The organism is Pseudomonas kitaguniensis (assembly GCF_009296165.1).
Taxonomy (GTDB): domain Bacteria; phylum Pseudomonadota; class Gammaproteobacteria; order Pseudomonadales; family Pseudomonadaceae; genus Aquipseudomonas; species Aquipseudomonas kitaguniensis.
Map to the genome: position 1 here is coordinate 1 of NZ_VUAZ01000131.1, position 14,020 is coordinate 14,020.

Below are 14,020 nucleotides of genomic sequence, written 5' to 3' on the forward strand. Positions count from 1 at the left end.
GTCCGAAGGTCGCGCGAATACCTCATCGCGTATTCAGGCTGTCGGCGGCGAGCGCCTGCCTGCGGCTGTGCCCGGCTCGCCAAGAATGCCCACCTCCGGTCTGATGGGCACCTTGAGCAAATTGGAGTCATCCGCCGCGCGCCGGCTGGGCCCGTTGAAGTACGTCGACACCGCCATGGATGTCATCCAGGGCGTGCGTAATGGCGACGCAAAAGCCATCGGCACAGGCCTGAGTACCGCAGGTGGCGCGTGGGCGGGCGCTTCCGCTGGCGCAGCCATTGGCACGTTGATATTGCCCGGTGTTGGCACTGCGGTAGGCGGCGCCATCGGTGGCTTGCTCGGCAGTGAAGCGGGCGCGTGGCTGGCTGAAAAAGTGATGGGCACAAGCGACCGTTTACCCTCACCCACGCAGGTCAGCCAAAACCTTAACAGCCCTCAAGCCGATAACCGCCCAATCAATTTTGCGCCGCAGATCACCATCACCGCGCCTGAGCAAGCCAGCCATCAACAATTGGCGGCGCTGGTGGTGCAACAGATCGAAGCGCAATTTACCCCACTGTCGATGGACAACCTGCTGGCGACGCGACGCGACGCAGCACTGACCGATGGAGCTGTGTGATGCGACAACAGATGGTGTTGGGCACTTTTATTTTTGGGCTCTCGCGCGGGTTTGCCTACGACACCCTTGATCGTGTGAGCAGCGGTGGCTGGGGCAGCCTGGACATTATTGTCGGCAAGCCCAAATCCACCCAAGTCGGCCAGGCGCTCGAAACGCTCACGTTTGGCGGCAAGACCACACGTGCCAAAGGCATGGCGCGTCTGGATGAGCTGCGGGCGCTGCAAGCTGTTCGGGTGCCGTTGCCTTTGGTCGATGGTATCGGGCGTAACTGGGGGTTGTGGACGATCAAGTCGATCGACGAAAAGCAGGCCGGTGTGATCGACGATGGCACCGCCATGCTGATCAATTGGACGCTGGTGCTTGAGGAGTTCGTCAATGCGTAAGGTGAGAAGTATCGCCGGTGACTCAGTCAACCTGCTGCTCTACCGCGAGCTGGGCCGCTGTGATGATGCGGCGGAAGAAGCCCTGTGGCGGCTGAACCCGGCGTTGGCCGAACAGGGCGCTGTATTGCCCGCAGGCGTCACCGTGCTCGTGCCCGAATTGGACACGCAACCCCTCACAAACCGGCCGGTATCGGCCTGGGATTAAGGAGCAACCATGGCACTTGGATTCACACCCGTGGTGGAACTTTACGGCGCCAATGCCGCGCTGTTCAACCAGCGTTTATTGGAGTGGGTGCATACCGATACCACCGGCCTGGCCTCTGATCAGCTGAAGCTGACCCTCGATATCGAAGGGCTCGAAGGGTTGCCGGACCTGGGCGGGAAAGTTGGCCTGCGCGTCGGTTACCTGGAGTCCGGTGTGGTCGACAAAGGGCTGTTCAAGATCACCCAGCGCACCGCGTCACTGTTCCCCATGCGCTTGGTGCTGGTGGCCACGGCCGCGCCGTTTGACATGGAGGGGTTCAAGCAACGGCGTACCGCCAGCCACGGGCCGATCACCCTGGGCGCGCTGTTTCGTCAACTGACCACGCGCTATGGGTTTTCACCGCGTGTGGAGCCTGAACTGGATGGCAAGCTGATCGCGCATATCGACCAGACCAATGAAAGCGACATGGCATTTTTGACGCGCCTGGCGAAGCAGTTCGATGCAGTCGCCAAACCCGTCGACGCGCTGTATGTGCTGGGGCGCAAAGGGCGGATCAGGTCATTGTCCGGCAAGGTACTGCCGGACGTGCAACTGTCGGTCACCCGCGACAATCGCCCGGGTGATCGCGCGTTTATCAGCGCACTGTTTACCGAGACCAGCCGTGCCCTCTACAACGGCGCGCAAACGGCTTGGTGGGATGCAGCGGCCGGTAAAAAGCATTGGGTGGCGGTGGGTTTCGAACCGTTCAAAGTGGTCACGCAACGTTATCAAAACGAAGACGAAGCCCGCTCTGCGGCGCAAGGCGAGATGCGTCGCGTGGGGCGTGAAGGGTTGAAGATCGATGTGGCCTGCCCCGGTAATCCGTCACTGGCCGCAGAAGGCCTGTTACTGCTGGATGAATCATGGCCAAGTTTTATGCAGGGGCGCTGGTCTATCCACACCGTCACGGCCAGCGGCAACCGCCAACAGAGCTATCGATGCGTGATCAACGCAAACGGTTTATCGCAGGCAGAATGATCGCTTAAATAAGGACCTCCATTGATAACGCTGTCTCACCTTATCCAGGTGATGCCTGGAGCCCGCCTTAGAGCGGGCATTTTTTTATCGGCGTTAAACACGGCGACCTCGAAATACGCCATCGACAACCCCAAACGCATCGCCGCCTTCCTCGCCCAAGTCGGCCACGAATCCGGCCAACTGCTGTACGTACGTGAACTGGGCAGCGAGCACTACCTGAGCAAATACGACACCGGCACATTGGCGGCTCGCTTGGGCAACACCCCCGAGGCAGATGGCGATGGCCAGAAGTATCGCGGTCGCGGGCTCATCCAGATCACCGGACGGCGCAATTACCTGGCGTGCAGCCAGGCGCTGTTCGGTGATGAGCGTTTACTGCAACAACCGCAACTGCTCGAACAACCCCAATGGGCGTGTGAATCCGCCGCCTGGTTCTGGCAAAGCAATGGCCTGAATCAACTGGCCGACAACGACCAGTTCACCACCATTACACGGCGCATTAATGGTGGCCTGAATGGCTTGGACGACCGCTTGCAATTGTGGGAGCGGGCGAAGGCGGTGTTATGCGTTTCTTAATGTCCTGCCGGCTGTTGGGCTATTTCCTCTCGCTTGGTGTTGCCGCGAGCCTGGCCTGGCAACTTCAGACGTGGCGGTATGAGGCGCAGCTTGTGCGCTTGGCGGCGACGCACGCAAGCGTGCTCGATCAGCACACCCAGGCGGCGTTGCAACAGCAACACGCCGAGCAAGACAAACGGTTGGCCCTGGAGCAACAACTCAGTGCCAGCGACCAACACCATGCGCAGGAGTTGAACGATGCCCACCATAATCAGGCGTATCTGCGCGACCGCCTGGCCACTGCTGATGTGCGGCTGTCAGTCCTTCTCGACGCCGGCGAGCCTGCCAGTGGCTGCACAGTGCCTGCCACCGCCACCCCCGGCGGCGTGGTTCATGCAACCGCGCGAGCCCGACTTGACCCGGCGCATGCTCAACGAATTATCGGCATCACCGACGACGGTGATAACGCCTTGATCGCCTTGCGTGCCTGCCAGGCGTATGTGCGCGCCGTCGGGCGTTAGCATCTTGATCCAGTCTGTCGCTTGCGTGTGCGATTTGCTCCTGTAGGGTAGGCAAATCCCCGCCTGTTTCTGGAGACGACCGTGAAGGAAATCACTCAATTAGCCGCTGAACTGGGTCGCCGCTTGCAGGTGCTCAATGCCCACGTCACCACTGCCGAGTCTTGCACCGGCGGCGGTATCGCGGAGGCCATCACACGCATACCGGGCAGTTCGGCCTGGTTCGAGGCGGGGTATGTCACCTATTCCAATCGACAAAAGACCCGGCAACTGGGCGTAGCTGAACAACTGTTCGCCAACGTCGGTGCCGTCAGCCAGGAAGTGGTCGAGGCGATGGTGCGGGGCGCGCAGGAAAAAAGCCTGTCGCGCTTTGCCGTGGCGGTGAGTGGCGTCGCCGGCCCCGATGGCGGTTCCCGCGACAAACCGGTGGGCACGGTATGGTTGGCGTTCGGCGTAGGCGAGGAGGTGACGGCCGAGCTTGCGCACTTCCCCGGCAACCGCGACGAGGTTCGCCGACAAACGGTAAAAGCCGCGCTGGAGGGCTTGTTGCGACGAGCTGCAGCAGAAATAGAAAATCAGGGGTAGGCGATCTTCGATGTTTGTGGAACAATACTGTCTACTTATACAGGTGTTGGCCGTCAGGCCTTATTGATTACGTGAGGACTTTAATGGACGAGAACAAGAAGAAAGCCTTGGCTGCGGCCCTGGGTCAGATCGAACGTCAATTCGGCAAGGGTGCCGTAATGCGTATGGGCGATCACGACCGTCAGGCGATCCCGGCTATTTCCACTGGCTCTCTGGGTCTGGACATCGCACTCGGCATTGGCGGCCTGCCAAAAGGCCGTATCGTTGAAATCTACGGTCCTGAGTCTTCCGGTAAAACCACGCTCACGCTGTCGGTGATTGCCCAGGCGCAAAAAATGGGCGCCACCTGCGCGTTCGTCGACGCCGAGCACGCCCTCGACCCTGAGTACGCCGGCAAGCTGGGCGTCAACGTTGACGACCTGCTGGTGTCCCAGCCGGACACCGGTGAGCAAGCCCTGGAAATCACCGACATGCTGGTGCGCTCCAACGCCATCGACGTGATCGTGGTCGACTCCGTGGCAGCCCTGGTACCGAAGGCTGAAATCGAAGGCGAAATGGGTGACATGCACGTGGGCCTGCAAGCCCGTCTGATGTCTCAGGCGCTGCGTAAAATCACCGGTAACATCAAGAACGCCAACTGCCTGGTGATCTTCATCAACCAGATCCGCATGAAGATCGGCGTGATGTTCGGCAGCCCGGAAACCACCACCGGTGGTAACGCGCTGAAGTTCTACGCGTCGGTCCGTCTGGACATCCGTCGTACTGGCGCGGTGAAGGAAGGTGACGAGGTTGTCGGTAGCGAAACCCGCGTTAAAGTGGTCAAAAACAAAGTGGCCCCGCCATTCCGTCAGGCCGAGTTCCAGATTCTCTACGGCAAGGGTATTTACCTGAACGGCGAGATGATCGACCTGGGCGTGCTGCACGGTTTTGTCGAGAAGTCCGGTGCCTGGTATGCCTACAACGGCAGCAAGATCGGTCAGGGCAAGGCCAACTCGGCCAAGTTCCTGGCGGACAACCCGGACATCGCTGCCACGCTTGAGAAGCAGATTCGCGACAAGCTGCTGACTCCAGCGCCAGACGTGAAGGCTGCCGCCAACCGCGAGCCGGTTGAAGAAGTAGAAGAAGCCGACACTGATAGCTGAAGCAAACGATGACAGTTGTACTGGATACACTCGTCGCCGTTCGGCGCACTGCGATGGACCTGCTCGCTCGCCGCGAGCATGGTCGAGTCGAGCTGACGCGTAAACTGCGTCAGCGCGGCGCAGAGCCCGAAATGATCGAAACCGCCCTCGACCGTTTGACGGAAGAAGGGCTGTTATCTGAAGCCCGCTACCTCGAAAGTTTTGTGTCTTACCGAGCGCGCTCCGGCTACGGCCCTGCGCGAATTCGCGAAGAGCTGAGCCAGCGTGGCCTGCAACGTGCCGATATTGACCTCGCCCTGCGCGAATGCAATATCAGTTGGCAGTCGCAGTTGGAAGACACCTGGCGGCGCAAGTTTTCGGGGCATCTGCCGATCGATGCCAGGGAGCGCGCGAAGCAAGGTCGTTTCTTGAGTTATCGCGGGTTTTCGATGGAGATGATCAGCCGCTTATTAAGCGGCCGGCACATGGACGACTGAACCTTCAAGTTGCCACCGTCAATCTGCTGCACCTGTCAAAAAACAAAGGCCCACTATGAAAATAGTGGGCCTTTTTTTTTGCCTTTAAAAAATCAAGCAGTCTCGGGCGTCACGCGCTGTTGTGCCTTGCCCTCAGCCTGCGCCCAGTTCTCCGGCAAGTTGATGTAATCCACCAGCTCGCGCAGCCGGCCTTGATCACGCCCGTTGAAGTTGAACACCAGCCGCGTCAAATGGCCGAACTTTGGCTCATCGTGTTCCTCGCCCGTGTAGGCCAATTGCTGGAACTCACCCTTTAGCCGCAGGCTGGCAAACTCGTTCTGCAAATGGGCCAAGGCCCGATCACTCAGCGGGTGATTCATGCGCACCACAAACTCACGTTTTAACCAGCGTGTGGAGTGGAAGTTGGCATAGAACCGGTTGATCTCGTCCACTGCTTCTTCAGCGCTGTAGACCAGGCGGACCAGCTTGAGGTCGGTGGGCAGGATGTAACGATTGGCTTCCAGTTGGCTGCGAATAAAGTCCAGAGCGCCTTGCCAGAAACCGCCGCCTGGCGCATCCAGCAATACAACCGGCACCAGCGGGCTTTTGCCGGTCTGGATCAGGGTCAGCACTTCGAGCGCTTCGTCCAGCGTGCCGAACCCGCCTGGGCACAGCACCAGCGCATCGGCTTCCTTGACGAAGAACAGCTTGCGGGTGAAGAAAAAGTGGAATGACAGCAGGTTCTCGGTGCCATCAATGGTCGGGTTGGCGTGCTGTTCAAATGGCAGGGTGATGTTGAACCCCAGGCTGTGTTGCAGGCCCGCACCCTCATGGGCTGCCGCCATGATGCCGCCGCCGCCGCCGGTAATCACCATCAGGTCGGATTGCGCGAGCATCGCGCCGACTTCGCGAGCCAAGGCGTACAAAGGGCTTTCGGCCGGCGTGCGTGCTGAACCGAACACCGTGACCTTGCGGCGGTCCTTGAACTGTTCCAACACACGGAAGGCGTTGTCCAATTCACGGATGGCCTGCAAGGTGATTTTGGCGTTCCAACGGTTGCGGTCGTCCTGGGCCATGCGCAGAACGGTGAGAATCATGTCGCGATAAAGTCGGATGTTCGGGCTGTTGGGGGCGATCAGTTGTAGCTGAGCGTCCACCTGCTGCGTGAGGTCTGCTCCGTGCTCTTCAAAATGACGGAGCAGTTGCTCGTTCGATTCATAAGGCATTCAACTTCTCCTTCTTCACAGAGCCTGGGCCAGCGGCGAGAAATTCGTCCGAGGCCACGACACTGCATGTGTCGCTGCATGCCCAAGGCATTGCACGCTGCTCGCCGGGCGGCAAGACGGGCTCTGTATGTTCCTGGTGATTTAGAAACCTTTGCACTGCCAGTCGCAGAAGGGCAACCCTCTTTTGCCCTGAAAGTGTTACAGAACGACGTAGATAACGCTCTGGATAGGCTGTCGGGATGACTTGATCATGTGCCGAAAAACCGTTGGTTGGCAACCGGTTGTTGGTCACCTATCACGCAGTTCAGTGGTCTGCAGGCAATTGACGCGGGGGGATGCGCGCGTGCTGGACAGCAGCGCGCGAAGGTCGAGCGGAGGTTACTTTTTCTTTTTCGCTGCGGCAGGTGCCGGGCAATCGGCTTCCGCAAACTTGACCGACGCCACAGGGCGATTGGTTTTGTTCTCGGTGATCTCGTAGCGCATGATTGCGCCCTTGGCCATCAACTCGCGGTAACCCGGGTTGAGGCACACGCTCTGCCCGAGTTGAAAATACACAGCCTTGGGGTTGGCGCGCATTTGTTCGGCGCGATCAGGCTGCACACTGAGGTGATCGATCAGTTGCATGCCTTCAACGGTGTAGGCCACTTCCAGGGTTTTTTCATCGATTTCCCGTGGCAGGTCCTTGTTGCTTTCAGCCGCGACGCTTTGCAGCTTCCTGTTCATTTGGGCCTCCAGCAGCGAGGCCGCGTGGGCGCTCATGGGCAGGACCAACGCAAGGGCGACGGATGGGGCAACAAGGCGCAGCATGGAACGCAGCATGAAACTCTCCTGATTCGGTTACTGGTGCATAGACCAGCCACTGCGCTGTGCGTTCAGTGGCGCGCAATTATAGGGGAGCGCTGGCCACTACAGCCAGGCGTATCGCTGGGAAGTGCCTGCAGCTCTGGTAAACTGCGGCCACTTAAAGCCTGCCTCGAGTTCCCTCAGTGTCGATTTCCCCTTTCGCGGGTTGTATCCGATGAGCCACGCCGTCTCCCGCTTGCGTACCGAACGCCTGGCGCGGGCCGTCAGGCCTTTTCTCAATCGCGGTTCACGTGCCGAGCGCTGCCCCGGCTGCCGGGTGATTCCCGAATACTGCCTGTGCGCCTGGCGCCCGCAGGTGCAGGCGCGTTCCGCCATGTGCCTGCTGATGCACGACGTTGAACCGATGAAACCGAGTAACACCGGCTGGTTGATCGCCGACGTGATTGACGACACCAGCGCATTCGCCTGGGCGCGCACTGAAGTCGAGCCCGAGTTGCTGAGCGTGCTCGCCGATCCGCAGTGGCAGCCCTACATCGTATTCCCCGGCGAATTCGTGGCGCCGCAGCGGGTGGTCAGTCAGGTCGACGTGGCACCCGGCAAGCGCCCATTGTTTATTTTGCTGGACGGCACCTGGAGCGAAGCGCGCAAGATGTTTCGCAAGAGCCCTTACCTTGAGCATTTGCCGGTGCTGAGCCTCGCGCCGGAACAGCTGTCGCGCTACAAACTGCGCCGCTCCAAGCGGGACGACCATTTTTGCACCGCCGAAGTCGCCGCGCTGTGCCTGGAACTGGCCGGCGATCAAGCGGCCAGTGAAGTGCTCGACGCCTACCTCGACGTGTTCAGCACGCATTATCTGGCCGCCAAGTTCCAGATGCCGCTGGACCCGGCCGACCACGTTCATACGCGTCTTGCACCGTATATCCCGGCGGTATGAGCGGACGCTAACTGGATGATGGCACTGTAAACCGGTACCCCGCTAAAATGCCTGCCGGCGTAGTGCTTGACCCTCCAGGCTACGCTGGGCATGCTGGGCGCCGATTGGGGCGTAAGCGTGAATTTTCAGCGTCGTTTCAGATGTTTTTGACGCTGAGGGTGCCCTGCGGTGACAGCTGCCTGGCTGTCGCCTTGTGTACTGGCCAACCCTGAACCGATCAGGGCTGCCGTAAAAAAACAGGATCATTTAATCAATGGCCACATACGAAATCCTGATAGCCGATGACCATCCGCTGTTTCGCAGTGCGCTGCATCAGGCTGTGACCCTGGGGCTTGGCCCGGACGTGCGTTTGGTTGAGGTGGCCAGCATCGCTGAGCTGGAAGCCCGCCTGACCGAAAAGTCCGATTGGGACTTGGTGCTGCTTGACCTGAACATGCCTGGCGCCTACGGTTTCTCTGGGCTGGTGCTGTTGCGTGGGCAATATCCGCAAATTCCGGTGGTGATGGTCTCTGCGCAGGAAGACGCCGATGTAGTGGTGCGCTCCAAGGAGTTTGGCGCCAGCGGTTTTATCCCCAAGTCCAGCGCGATGGCGGATATTCAGAAGGCTGTACGCACCGTACTCGACGGTGATGTGTCCTGGCCGCCGCAAGCGTTTGAAGAAATCAACGTGTCCGACGAAGCCAAGGCCGCCCGTGATGGTCTCGCCAGCCTGACGCCCCAGCAATTTCGGGTGTTGACCATGGTCTGTGAAGGCTTGCTGAACAAGCAGATTGCCTACGAGTTGAGCGTGTCGGAGGCCACCATCAAGGCCCACGTCACCGCGATTTTCCGCAAGCTGGGCGTACGCACGCGCACGCAGGCGGCGCTGCTTTTGCAACAACTTGAGTCAATTTCACAGCATTAAGCTGTCATCGATTCACGCTTTTTTGACCTTGCGTGAACTAGTTTCCCCACTTCTTTGGTTCAGTTGCCTACATCTATGTCGCCTTTCAAGGGTCAAACCGGTATCAAACGTATCTTCAACGCAGGGGGTTATTCCCTGGATGGCTTGCGTGCGGCTTTCGCTGGCGAGGCGGCATTCCGTCAGTTGGTACTGCTCAACGTCATCCTCATTCCCGTGAGCTTCTTCTTGCATGTCAGCCGGGTCGAGCGCGCTTTGCTGATTGCAGTGTGCCTGCTGGCGTTGATTGTCGAGTTACTCAATTCGGCCGTCGAAGCGGCTATCGACCGCATCTCGCTTGAGCGTCACCCGCTGTCGAAAAACGCCAAGGACATGGGCAGCGCCGCGCAATTCGTGGCACTGAGCATGATCGCCCTGGTGTGGGCGGTGATCCTGATCTAAGGCTCAGGCGATGCTCGGCAGCACGATCTCGTCGCTGCGCTGAACCCCGGCCGTAAAGGTGCGGCACAGCTCCAGAAACTCGCGCATCGCCGAGGTCTGGTACTTCTGTTTATGCCAGATGAAGTAGAACTGCCGGGCCAGGTCCAAGTCCGGGGTTTCTACCGGCACCAGGCTGCCACGGCGAAACGCGTCGCGCAGCGCCAGCCGGGAAATGCAGCCAATTCCCAGCCCTGACTCCACCGCGCGCTTGATCGCCTCGGTGTGTTCCAATTCGAGGCGAATATTCAATGCGCTGCGGTGATGACGCATTGCCTGGTCAAAGGTCAGGCGCGTGCCCGAGCCTTGTTCGCGCAGGATCCACGCTTCGTGGGTCAGTTGTTCCATCGTCGCCACGCCGGGCTTGGCCAAATGATGTTGCGGCGCGCAAAACACCACCAGTTCGTCTTCCACCCAGGTTTGCACCTCGATGTCCGGGTGGCTGCAGTCGCCTTCAATCAGACCCAGGTCAATTTCGTAGTGCGCCACTTGGTGCACGATGTTTGCAGTGTTCTGCACATGCAGCTTCACTTGGCTCTCGGGGTGTTGCTGCATAAAGCTGCCGATCAGCAGCGTGGCCAGGTAATTACCGATGGTCAGGGTGGCGCCCACCGCCAGCGAGCCGAAGCCGGACTTGCCGTTCAGCAGGTCTTCGATCTCCTTGGCCTGGTCCAACAGCGCCACCGCCTGGGGCAATAGCTGATGGCCGAGGGCGTTAAGGCTCAGGCGTTTGCCCGCGCGGTCGAATAATTGGCAGCTGGATTGGCGCTCCAGCTCGGTGATCGAGGTGCTGGCGGCGGATTGAGATAAGGCCAGAAGGCCAGCAGCGCGTGAGACGCTTTCCTGCTGGGCGACGGCGACGAAGACTTGCAGTTGACGGAGAGTAAATCGCATATCGATATAACCGATAACCCTTATCTTAATAATCCAGTTAACAGATATTGTCGCCGCCATTAGAATGCTGTGCAATTGCGCACCTCACCTTTGGCGCAGACCCATTTCCAGGAGTTCCCCGTACATGAGCAACATGAACCACGAGCGTGTCCTCAGTGTTCATCACTGGAACGACACTCTGTTCAGCTTCAAGTGCACCCGCGACCCGGGCTTGCGCTTCGAGAACGGTCAGTTCGTGATGATCGGCCTGCAACAGCCCAATGGCCGCCCGCTCATGCGTGCTTACTCGATCGCCAGCCCGAACTGGGAAGAGCATCTGGAGTTCTTCAGCATCAAGGTGCAAGACGGCCCGCTGACTTCCCAATTGCAGCATTTGAAGGAAGGCGACGAGATCATCATCAGCAAAAAACCGACAGGCACCTTGGTGCTTGACGATTTAAAGCCGGGTAAACATCTGTACCTGCTCAGCACCGGTACTGGCTTGGCGCCGTTTATGAGCGTGATCCAGGACCCGGAAACCTATGAGCGTTTCGAAAAAGTGATCCTGTGCCACGGCGTGCGTTACGTCAACGAAGTTGCTTACCGCGAATTCATCACCGAGCACCTGCCGCAGAACGAATTCTTCGGCGAGGCGCTGCGTGACAAGTTGATCTACTACCCAACCGTGACCCGCGAGCCGTTCGAAAACGAAGGCCGCCTGACCGACCTGATGCGCAGCGGCAAACTGTTCAGCGATATTGGCCTGCCGCCGATCAACCCAGAAGACGACCGCGCCATGCTGTGCGGCAGCCCAAGCATGCTGGATGAGACCAGCGAAGTGTTGAACAGCTTCGGCCTGAAAGTTTCGCCGCGCATGCGTGAGCCGGGCGATTACTTGATCGAGCGTGCGTTCGTCGAGAAGTAAACACGCGAGGCCATTGGCTGACCAGGCAACAAAAAAGCTCTAAATGTGGGAGGGGGCAAACCCCTCCCACATTGGTTTTCTATTTCAGTCAGCTGAAATCACTTCAAGCACGCAAATCACCCCAGCTTCGGGATAGTGCCACCGCACGTCCACATCCCAGAACTGCGCGCCGTATTCGCGCGTAGACACTGGCGTTTGATACGCCGGGCGTGGGTCTTGTGCCAAACATTGCTCGATCAATGCCACCAAGGGCTCGTCAAGGCGCTGAGCATGGCTTTGTGCCTGGTGCAGGGCGGTTTTCAGCCATTGCACGGCAATCAGCTGCGGCGCATTGCTGGCGATGTTGTTGGTCGCGGTGTCAATGATGTCCGCGTACGGCACGTACGGCTTGATATCCAGCACGGGCGTGCCATCGAGTAAATCAATCCCGGAAACCCACAGCCGGCCCGGCTCTACCTTGTCCAGCTTGACCACCGACTGGCCAATGCCATTCGGGCGATGGGTCGCGCGGGTGGCAAACACGCCCATCGACGTGTTGCCGCCCAGGCGTGGCGGGCGCACCTTCAGGCGAGGTTTGTCTTCCAGCGCCTGATGGAACAGAAACAGCAACCACACATGGCTGACCTGTTCCAAACCCTGCACCGCCTCACCGGTATCGAACGGCGCCACCAGTTCCAGCACGCCACGGGCGGCGGGCGCCAGTTGTGGCTGACGCGGGATGGCGAACTTCTCCTTGAAGCAGGAGCGCACGAAACCGACGGGCGAGACGTTGTAACTCATTTTTGAAGCCTCAAGTTACAAGCTGCACGCTACAAGCGTTTAACTTGCAGCGTGAAGCTTGGGGCTGCTTTAAGCTCTGACGCGCAGGGTCAGGCCCTTGAGGAAGTTACGCAGCAACTGGTCGCCACAGGTGCGGTAGTTGGTGTGGCCGAATTTGCGAAACAGCGCGCTCAGCTCGGGTTTGGACACCGGAAACTCGGAGGCCTTGAGGATGGCGTGCATGTCGTCTTCTTTGAGTTCGAAGGCCACGCGCAGTTTCTTGAGGATGATGTTGTTGGTCACCGGGGTTTCGATCGGCTGCGGTGGACGGCTTTCGTCCTTGCCGCGCTTGAAGATCACCAGGCCATCGAGGAAATGCGCCATGACCTCGTCCGGGCAGAATACAAAACCTTCTTCCTCATCTTTCTTGAGGTAAGTCAGCAGGTCTTCCTTGGTTACGTCCATGCCGCCGAGCTTGGTGATCTCGACCATCTTGTTGTCGCTGATGTCGAGCATGTAGCGCACGCTGCGCAGTACGTCGTTGTGAATCATGGTGGGCAATCCTGGTTTTCAACAGTGGACACCGCCCAATCAGGCGATGCCGGGAAAGGGTGTGCGGCTTAGAACTTCTCTTTGCCGGACAGGTAACGCCATTGGCCTACCGGCACTTTGCCGATGGACACGCCGCCGATACGAATGCGGCGAATGGCGATGACTTTCAAGCCAACGGCTTCGCAAAACAGGGCAATCACGCCCGGTTGCGGGTTTTTCATCGCAAAACGCAGGCGGTTCTCGTTCTGCCAACTGGCCTTCACGGCTGGCAGTTCTTTGCCTTTATACGTCAGGCCGTGGTTCAGGCGATTAAGGCCATGGGCGACCATGTCGCCTTCCACCTCCACCACGTATTCCTGCTCGATCTTGGCGGCGTCGGCGGTCAGCTTGCGCAGAATCTTCCAGTCCTGAGTGAACACCAACAGGCCGCTGGCCTTGGCTTGCAGGTCGGCGCTGGCGGTCAGGCGCAGAAAGTGGCCCTTGAGCGGGCGTTTGCTGAACCGGTGTTCTTCCGACAGGGTTTCGGCGCTGATCGAGGCCATCGCGGTTTCAGCATCCATACCCACTGGCGCGTGCAGCAGGATGGTCACCGGTTCCGGCGCAGTGGCTTTAGCCTCTGGGTCGAGTTCGACCTTTTGGGTGGTGATTTTGAACTGCGGCTCGTCGATGACTTCGCCGTCCACCGAGACCCAGCCGCCTTCGATAAACAGTTCAGCCTCCCGACGGGAGCAACCGACCAGTTCGATGAGGCGTTTGGAGAGACGTATGGGGTCAGTCATGACTAGGGCCGTAGCAAAAGGGGGCGTCTATTGTACCTGCCTGGCGCCGGTTAATCCCGGCCCCATTTCAGTGCTGTGGCATTTTGTGGCGCTGGGTCGGGGGTTGGCTTTCTGTGGGAGGCCCCACTGCATCTTTGATGTAGCGCTGTCGCGCAGCAAGCGGGCTTGGGGTGTTATTCCGGTTGGGTGTATATCCGGTATTTGGGTGATGGCTTATATCGGTTTCGCTCTTACAGCGAGTCACTTTTGAAAGGCCTGAAAGCCGACCTGAGTGGTTGAAGCAGATCAAAGGCGGGTTTTGCATACACGGC

The 14,020-nt window shown here is 59.2% G+C and carries 19 protein-coding genes; 13 read left to right on the forward strand and 6 right to left on the reverse strand.

Annotated elements, in window-relative coordinates; genetic code table 11:
- The 9 genes from F0169_RS21325 to recX all read left to right on the forward strand — a co-directional run.
- A partial coding sequence (locus tag F0169_RS21325) for a glycine zipper domain-containing protein (protein ID WP_341869109.1) occupies nt 1–619 on the forward strand: 619 nt, incomplete at its 5' end.
- On the forward strand, nt 619–1,002 hold the full coding sequence (locus F0169_RS21330) for a phage tail protein (RefSeq protein WP_058412674.1): 384 nt from the start codon (nt 619–621) through the stop codon (nt 1,000–1,002). The genes F0169_RS21325 and F0169_RS21330, both read left to right, overlap by 1 nt.
- Nucleotides 995–1,207 carry a tail protein X gene (locus F0169_RS21335; RefSeq protein WP_058412673.1) on the forward strand — a complete coding sequence of 71 codons (213 nt, stop codon included), beginning with the start codon at nt 995–997 and terminating at the stop codon, nt 1,205–1,207. The genes F0169_RS21330 and F0169_RS21335 overlap by 8 nt, the downstream gene beginning before the upstream one ends.
- Before the next feature lie 9 nt (nt 1,208–1,216).
- Complete coding sequence (locus tag F0169_RS21340; RefSeq protein ID WP_152747553.1) at nt 1,217–2,224, forward strand: contractile injection system protein, VgrG/Pvc8 family; 1,008 nt, start codon at nt 1,217–1,219, stop codon at nt 2,222–2,224.
- A 51-nt stretch (nt 2,225–2,275) separates the two neighbouring features.
- The gene (locus tag F0169_RS21345; RefSeq protein ID WP_152747561.1) at nt 2,276–2,800 is read left to right on the forward strand and encodes a glycoside hydrolase family 19 protein; all 525 of its coding nucleotides are present in this window, start codon (nt 2,276–2,278) and stop codon (nt 2,798–2,800) included.
- Complete coding sequence (locus F0169_RS21350) at nt 2,788–3,300, forward strand: lysis system i-spanin subunit Rz (RefSeq protein WP_152747554.1); 513 nt, start codon at nt 2,788–2,790, stop codon at nt 3,298–3,300. The genes F0169_RS21345 and F0169_RS21350 overlap by 13 nt, the downstream gene beginning before the upstream one ends.
- A gap of 81 nt (nt 3,301–3,381) precedes the next feature.
- A complete protein-coding gene (locus tag F0169_RS21355; RefSeq protein ID WP_058412669.1) occupies nt 3,382–3,882 on the forward strand; it encodes a CinA family protein in 501 nt (166 codons plus the stop codon).
- Nucleotides 3,883–3,965: 83 nt separating this feature from the next.
- Nucleotides 3,966–5,024: a recombinase RecA gene (recA, locus tag F0169_RS21360; RefSeq protein ID WP_058412668.1), complete on the forward strand. Its 1,059-nt coding sequence runs from the start codon at nt 3,966–3,968 to the stop codon at nt 5,022–5,024.
- Between the two features lie 8 nt (nt 5,025–5,032).
- Nucleotides 5,033–5,500 carry a recombination regulator RecX gene (gene recX / locus F0169_RS21365; protein ID WP_058412667.1) on the forward strand — a complete coding sequence of 156 codons (468 nt, stop codon included), beginning with the start codon at nt 5,033–5,035 and terminating at the stop codon, nt 5,498–5,500.
- A 92-nt stretch (nt 5,501–5,592) separates the two neighbouring features.
- Here recX and F0169_RS21370 read toward each other — a convergent pair whose 3' ends face one another.
- Together F0169_RS21370 and F0169_RS21375 are read right to left on the reverse strand one after the other, a co-directional pair.
- Nucleotides 5,593–6,705, reverse strand: coding sequence for an LOG family protein (locus F0169_RS21370; RefSeq protein WP_152747556.1), 1,113 nt, complete (start codon nt 6,703–6,705; stop codon nt 5,593–5,595).
- A gap of 378 nt (nt 6,706–7,083) precedes the next feature.
- The gene (locus tag F0169_RS21375; protein ID WP_058412665.1) at nt 7,084–7,524 is read right to left on the reverse strand and encodes a PA3611 family quorum-sensing-regulated virulence factor; all 441 of its coding nucleotides are present in this window, start codon (nt 7,522–7,524) and stop codon (nt 7,084–7,086) included.
- A gap of 199 nt (nt 7,525–7,723) precedes the next feature.
- On the opposite strand from F0169_RS21375, the gene F0169_RS21380 reads away from it, so the two are divergent.
- From F0169_RS21380 to F0169_RS21390, 3 genes are all read left to right on the forward strand, one after another.
- Nucleotides 7,724–8,443, forward strand: coding sequence for a tRNA-uridine aminocarboxypropyltransferase (locus F0169_RS21380; protein WP_152747557.1), 720 nt, complete (start codon nt 7,724–7,726; stop codon nt 8,441–8,443).
- Nucleotides 8,444–8,696: 253 nt separating this feature from the next.
- A complete protein-coding gene (gene erdR, locus F0169_RS21385; RefSeq protein WP_058412663.1) occupies nt 8,697–9,347 on the forward strand; it encodes a response regulator transcription factor ErdR in 651 nt (216 codons plus the stop codon).
- Nucleotides 9,348–9,422: 75 nt separating this feature from the next.
- The gene (locus F0169_RS21390; RefSeq protein WP_152747558.1) at nt 9,423–9,785 is read left to right on the forward strand and encodes a diacylglycerol kinase; all 363 of its coding nucleotides are present in this window, start codon (nt 9,423–9,425) and stop codon (nt 9,783–9,785) included.
- A 3-nt stretch (nt 9,786–9,788) separates the two neighbouring features.
- Here the strand turns inward: F0169_RS21390 and F0169_RS21395 are convergent, their stop codons facing one another.
- A complete protein-coding gene (locus F0169_RS21395; RefSeq protein ID WP_172979509.1) occupies nt 9,789–10,715 on the reverse strand; it encodes a LysR family transcriptional regulator in 927 nt (308 codons plus the stop codon).
- Nucleotides 10,716–10,839: 124 nt separating this feature from the next.
- On the opposite strand from F0169_RS21395, the gene F0169_RS21400 reads away from it, so the two are divergent.
- Entirely contained in the window at nt 10,840–11,619 is a 780-nt protein-coding gene (locus F0169_RS21400; RefSeq protein WP_058412660.1) for a ferredoxin--NADP reductase, read from the forward strand.
- Between the two features lie 84 nt (nt 11,620–11,703).
- On the opposite strand, the gene tsaA is transcribed toward F0169_RS21400, so the two are convergent.
- From tsaA to F0169_RS21415, 3 genes are all read right to left on the reverse strand, one after another.
- Entirely contained in the window at nt 11,704–12,399 is a 696-nt protein-coding gene (tsaA, locus tag F0169_RS21405; RefSeq protein WP_152747559.1) for a tRNA (N6-threonylcarbamoyladenosine(37)-N6)-methyltransferase TrmO, read from the reverse strand.
- A gap of 69 nt (nt 12,400–12,468) precedes the next feature.
- Entirely contained in the window at nt 12,469–12,930 is a 462-nt protein-coding gene (locus F0169_RS21410) for a YehS family protein (protein WP_058412658.1), read from the reverse strand.
- Between the two features lie 68 nt (nt 12,931–12,998).
- Complete coding sequence (locus F0169_RS21415) at nt 12,999–13,709, reverse strand: rRNA pseudouridine synthase (protein WP_058412657.1); 711 nt, start codon at nt 13,707–13,709, stop codon at nt 12,999–13,001.
- Nucleotides 13,710–14,020: the final 311 nt, after the last annotated feature.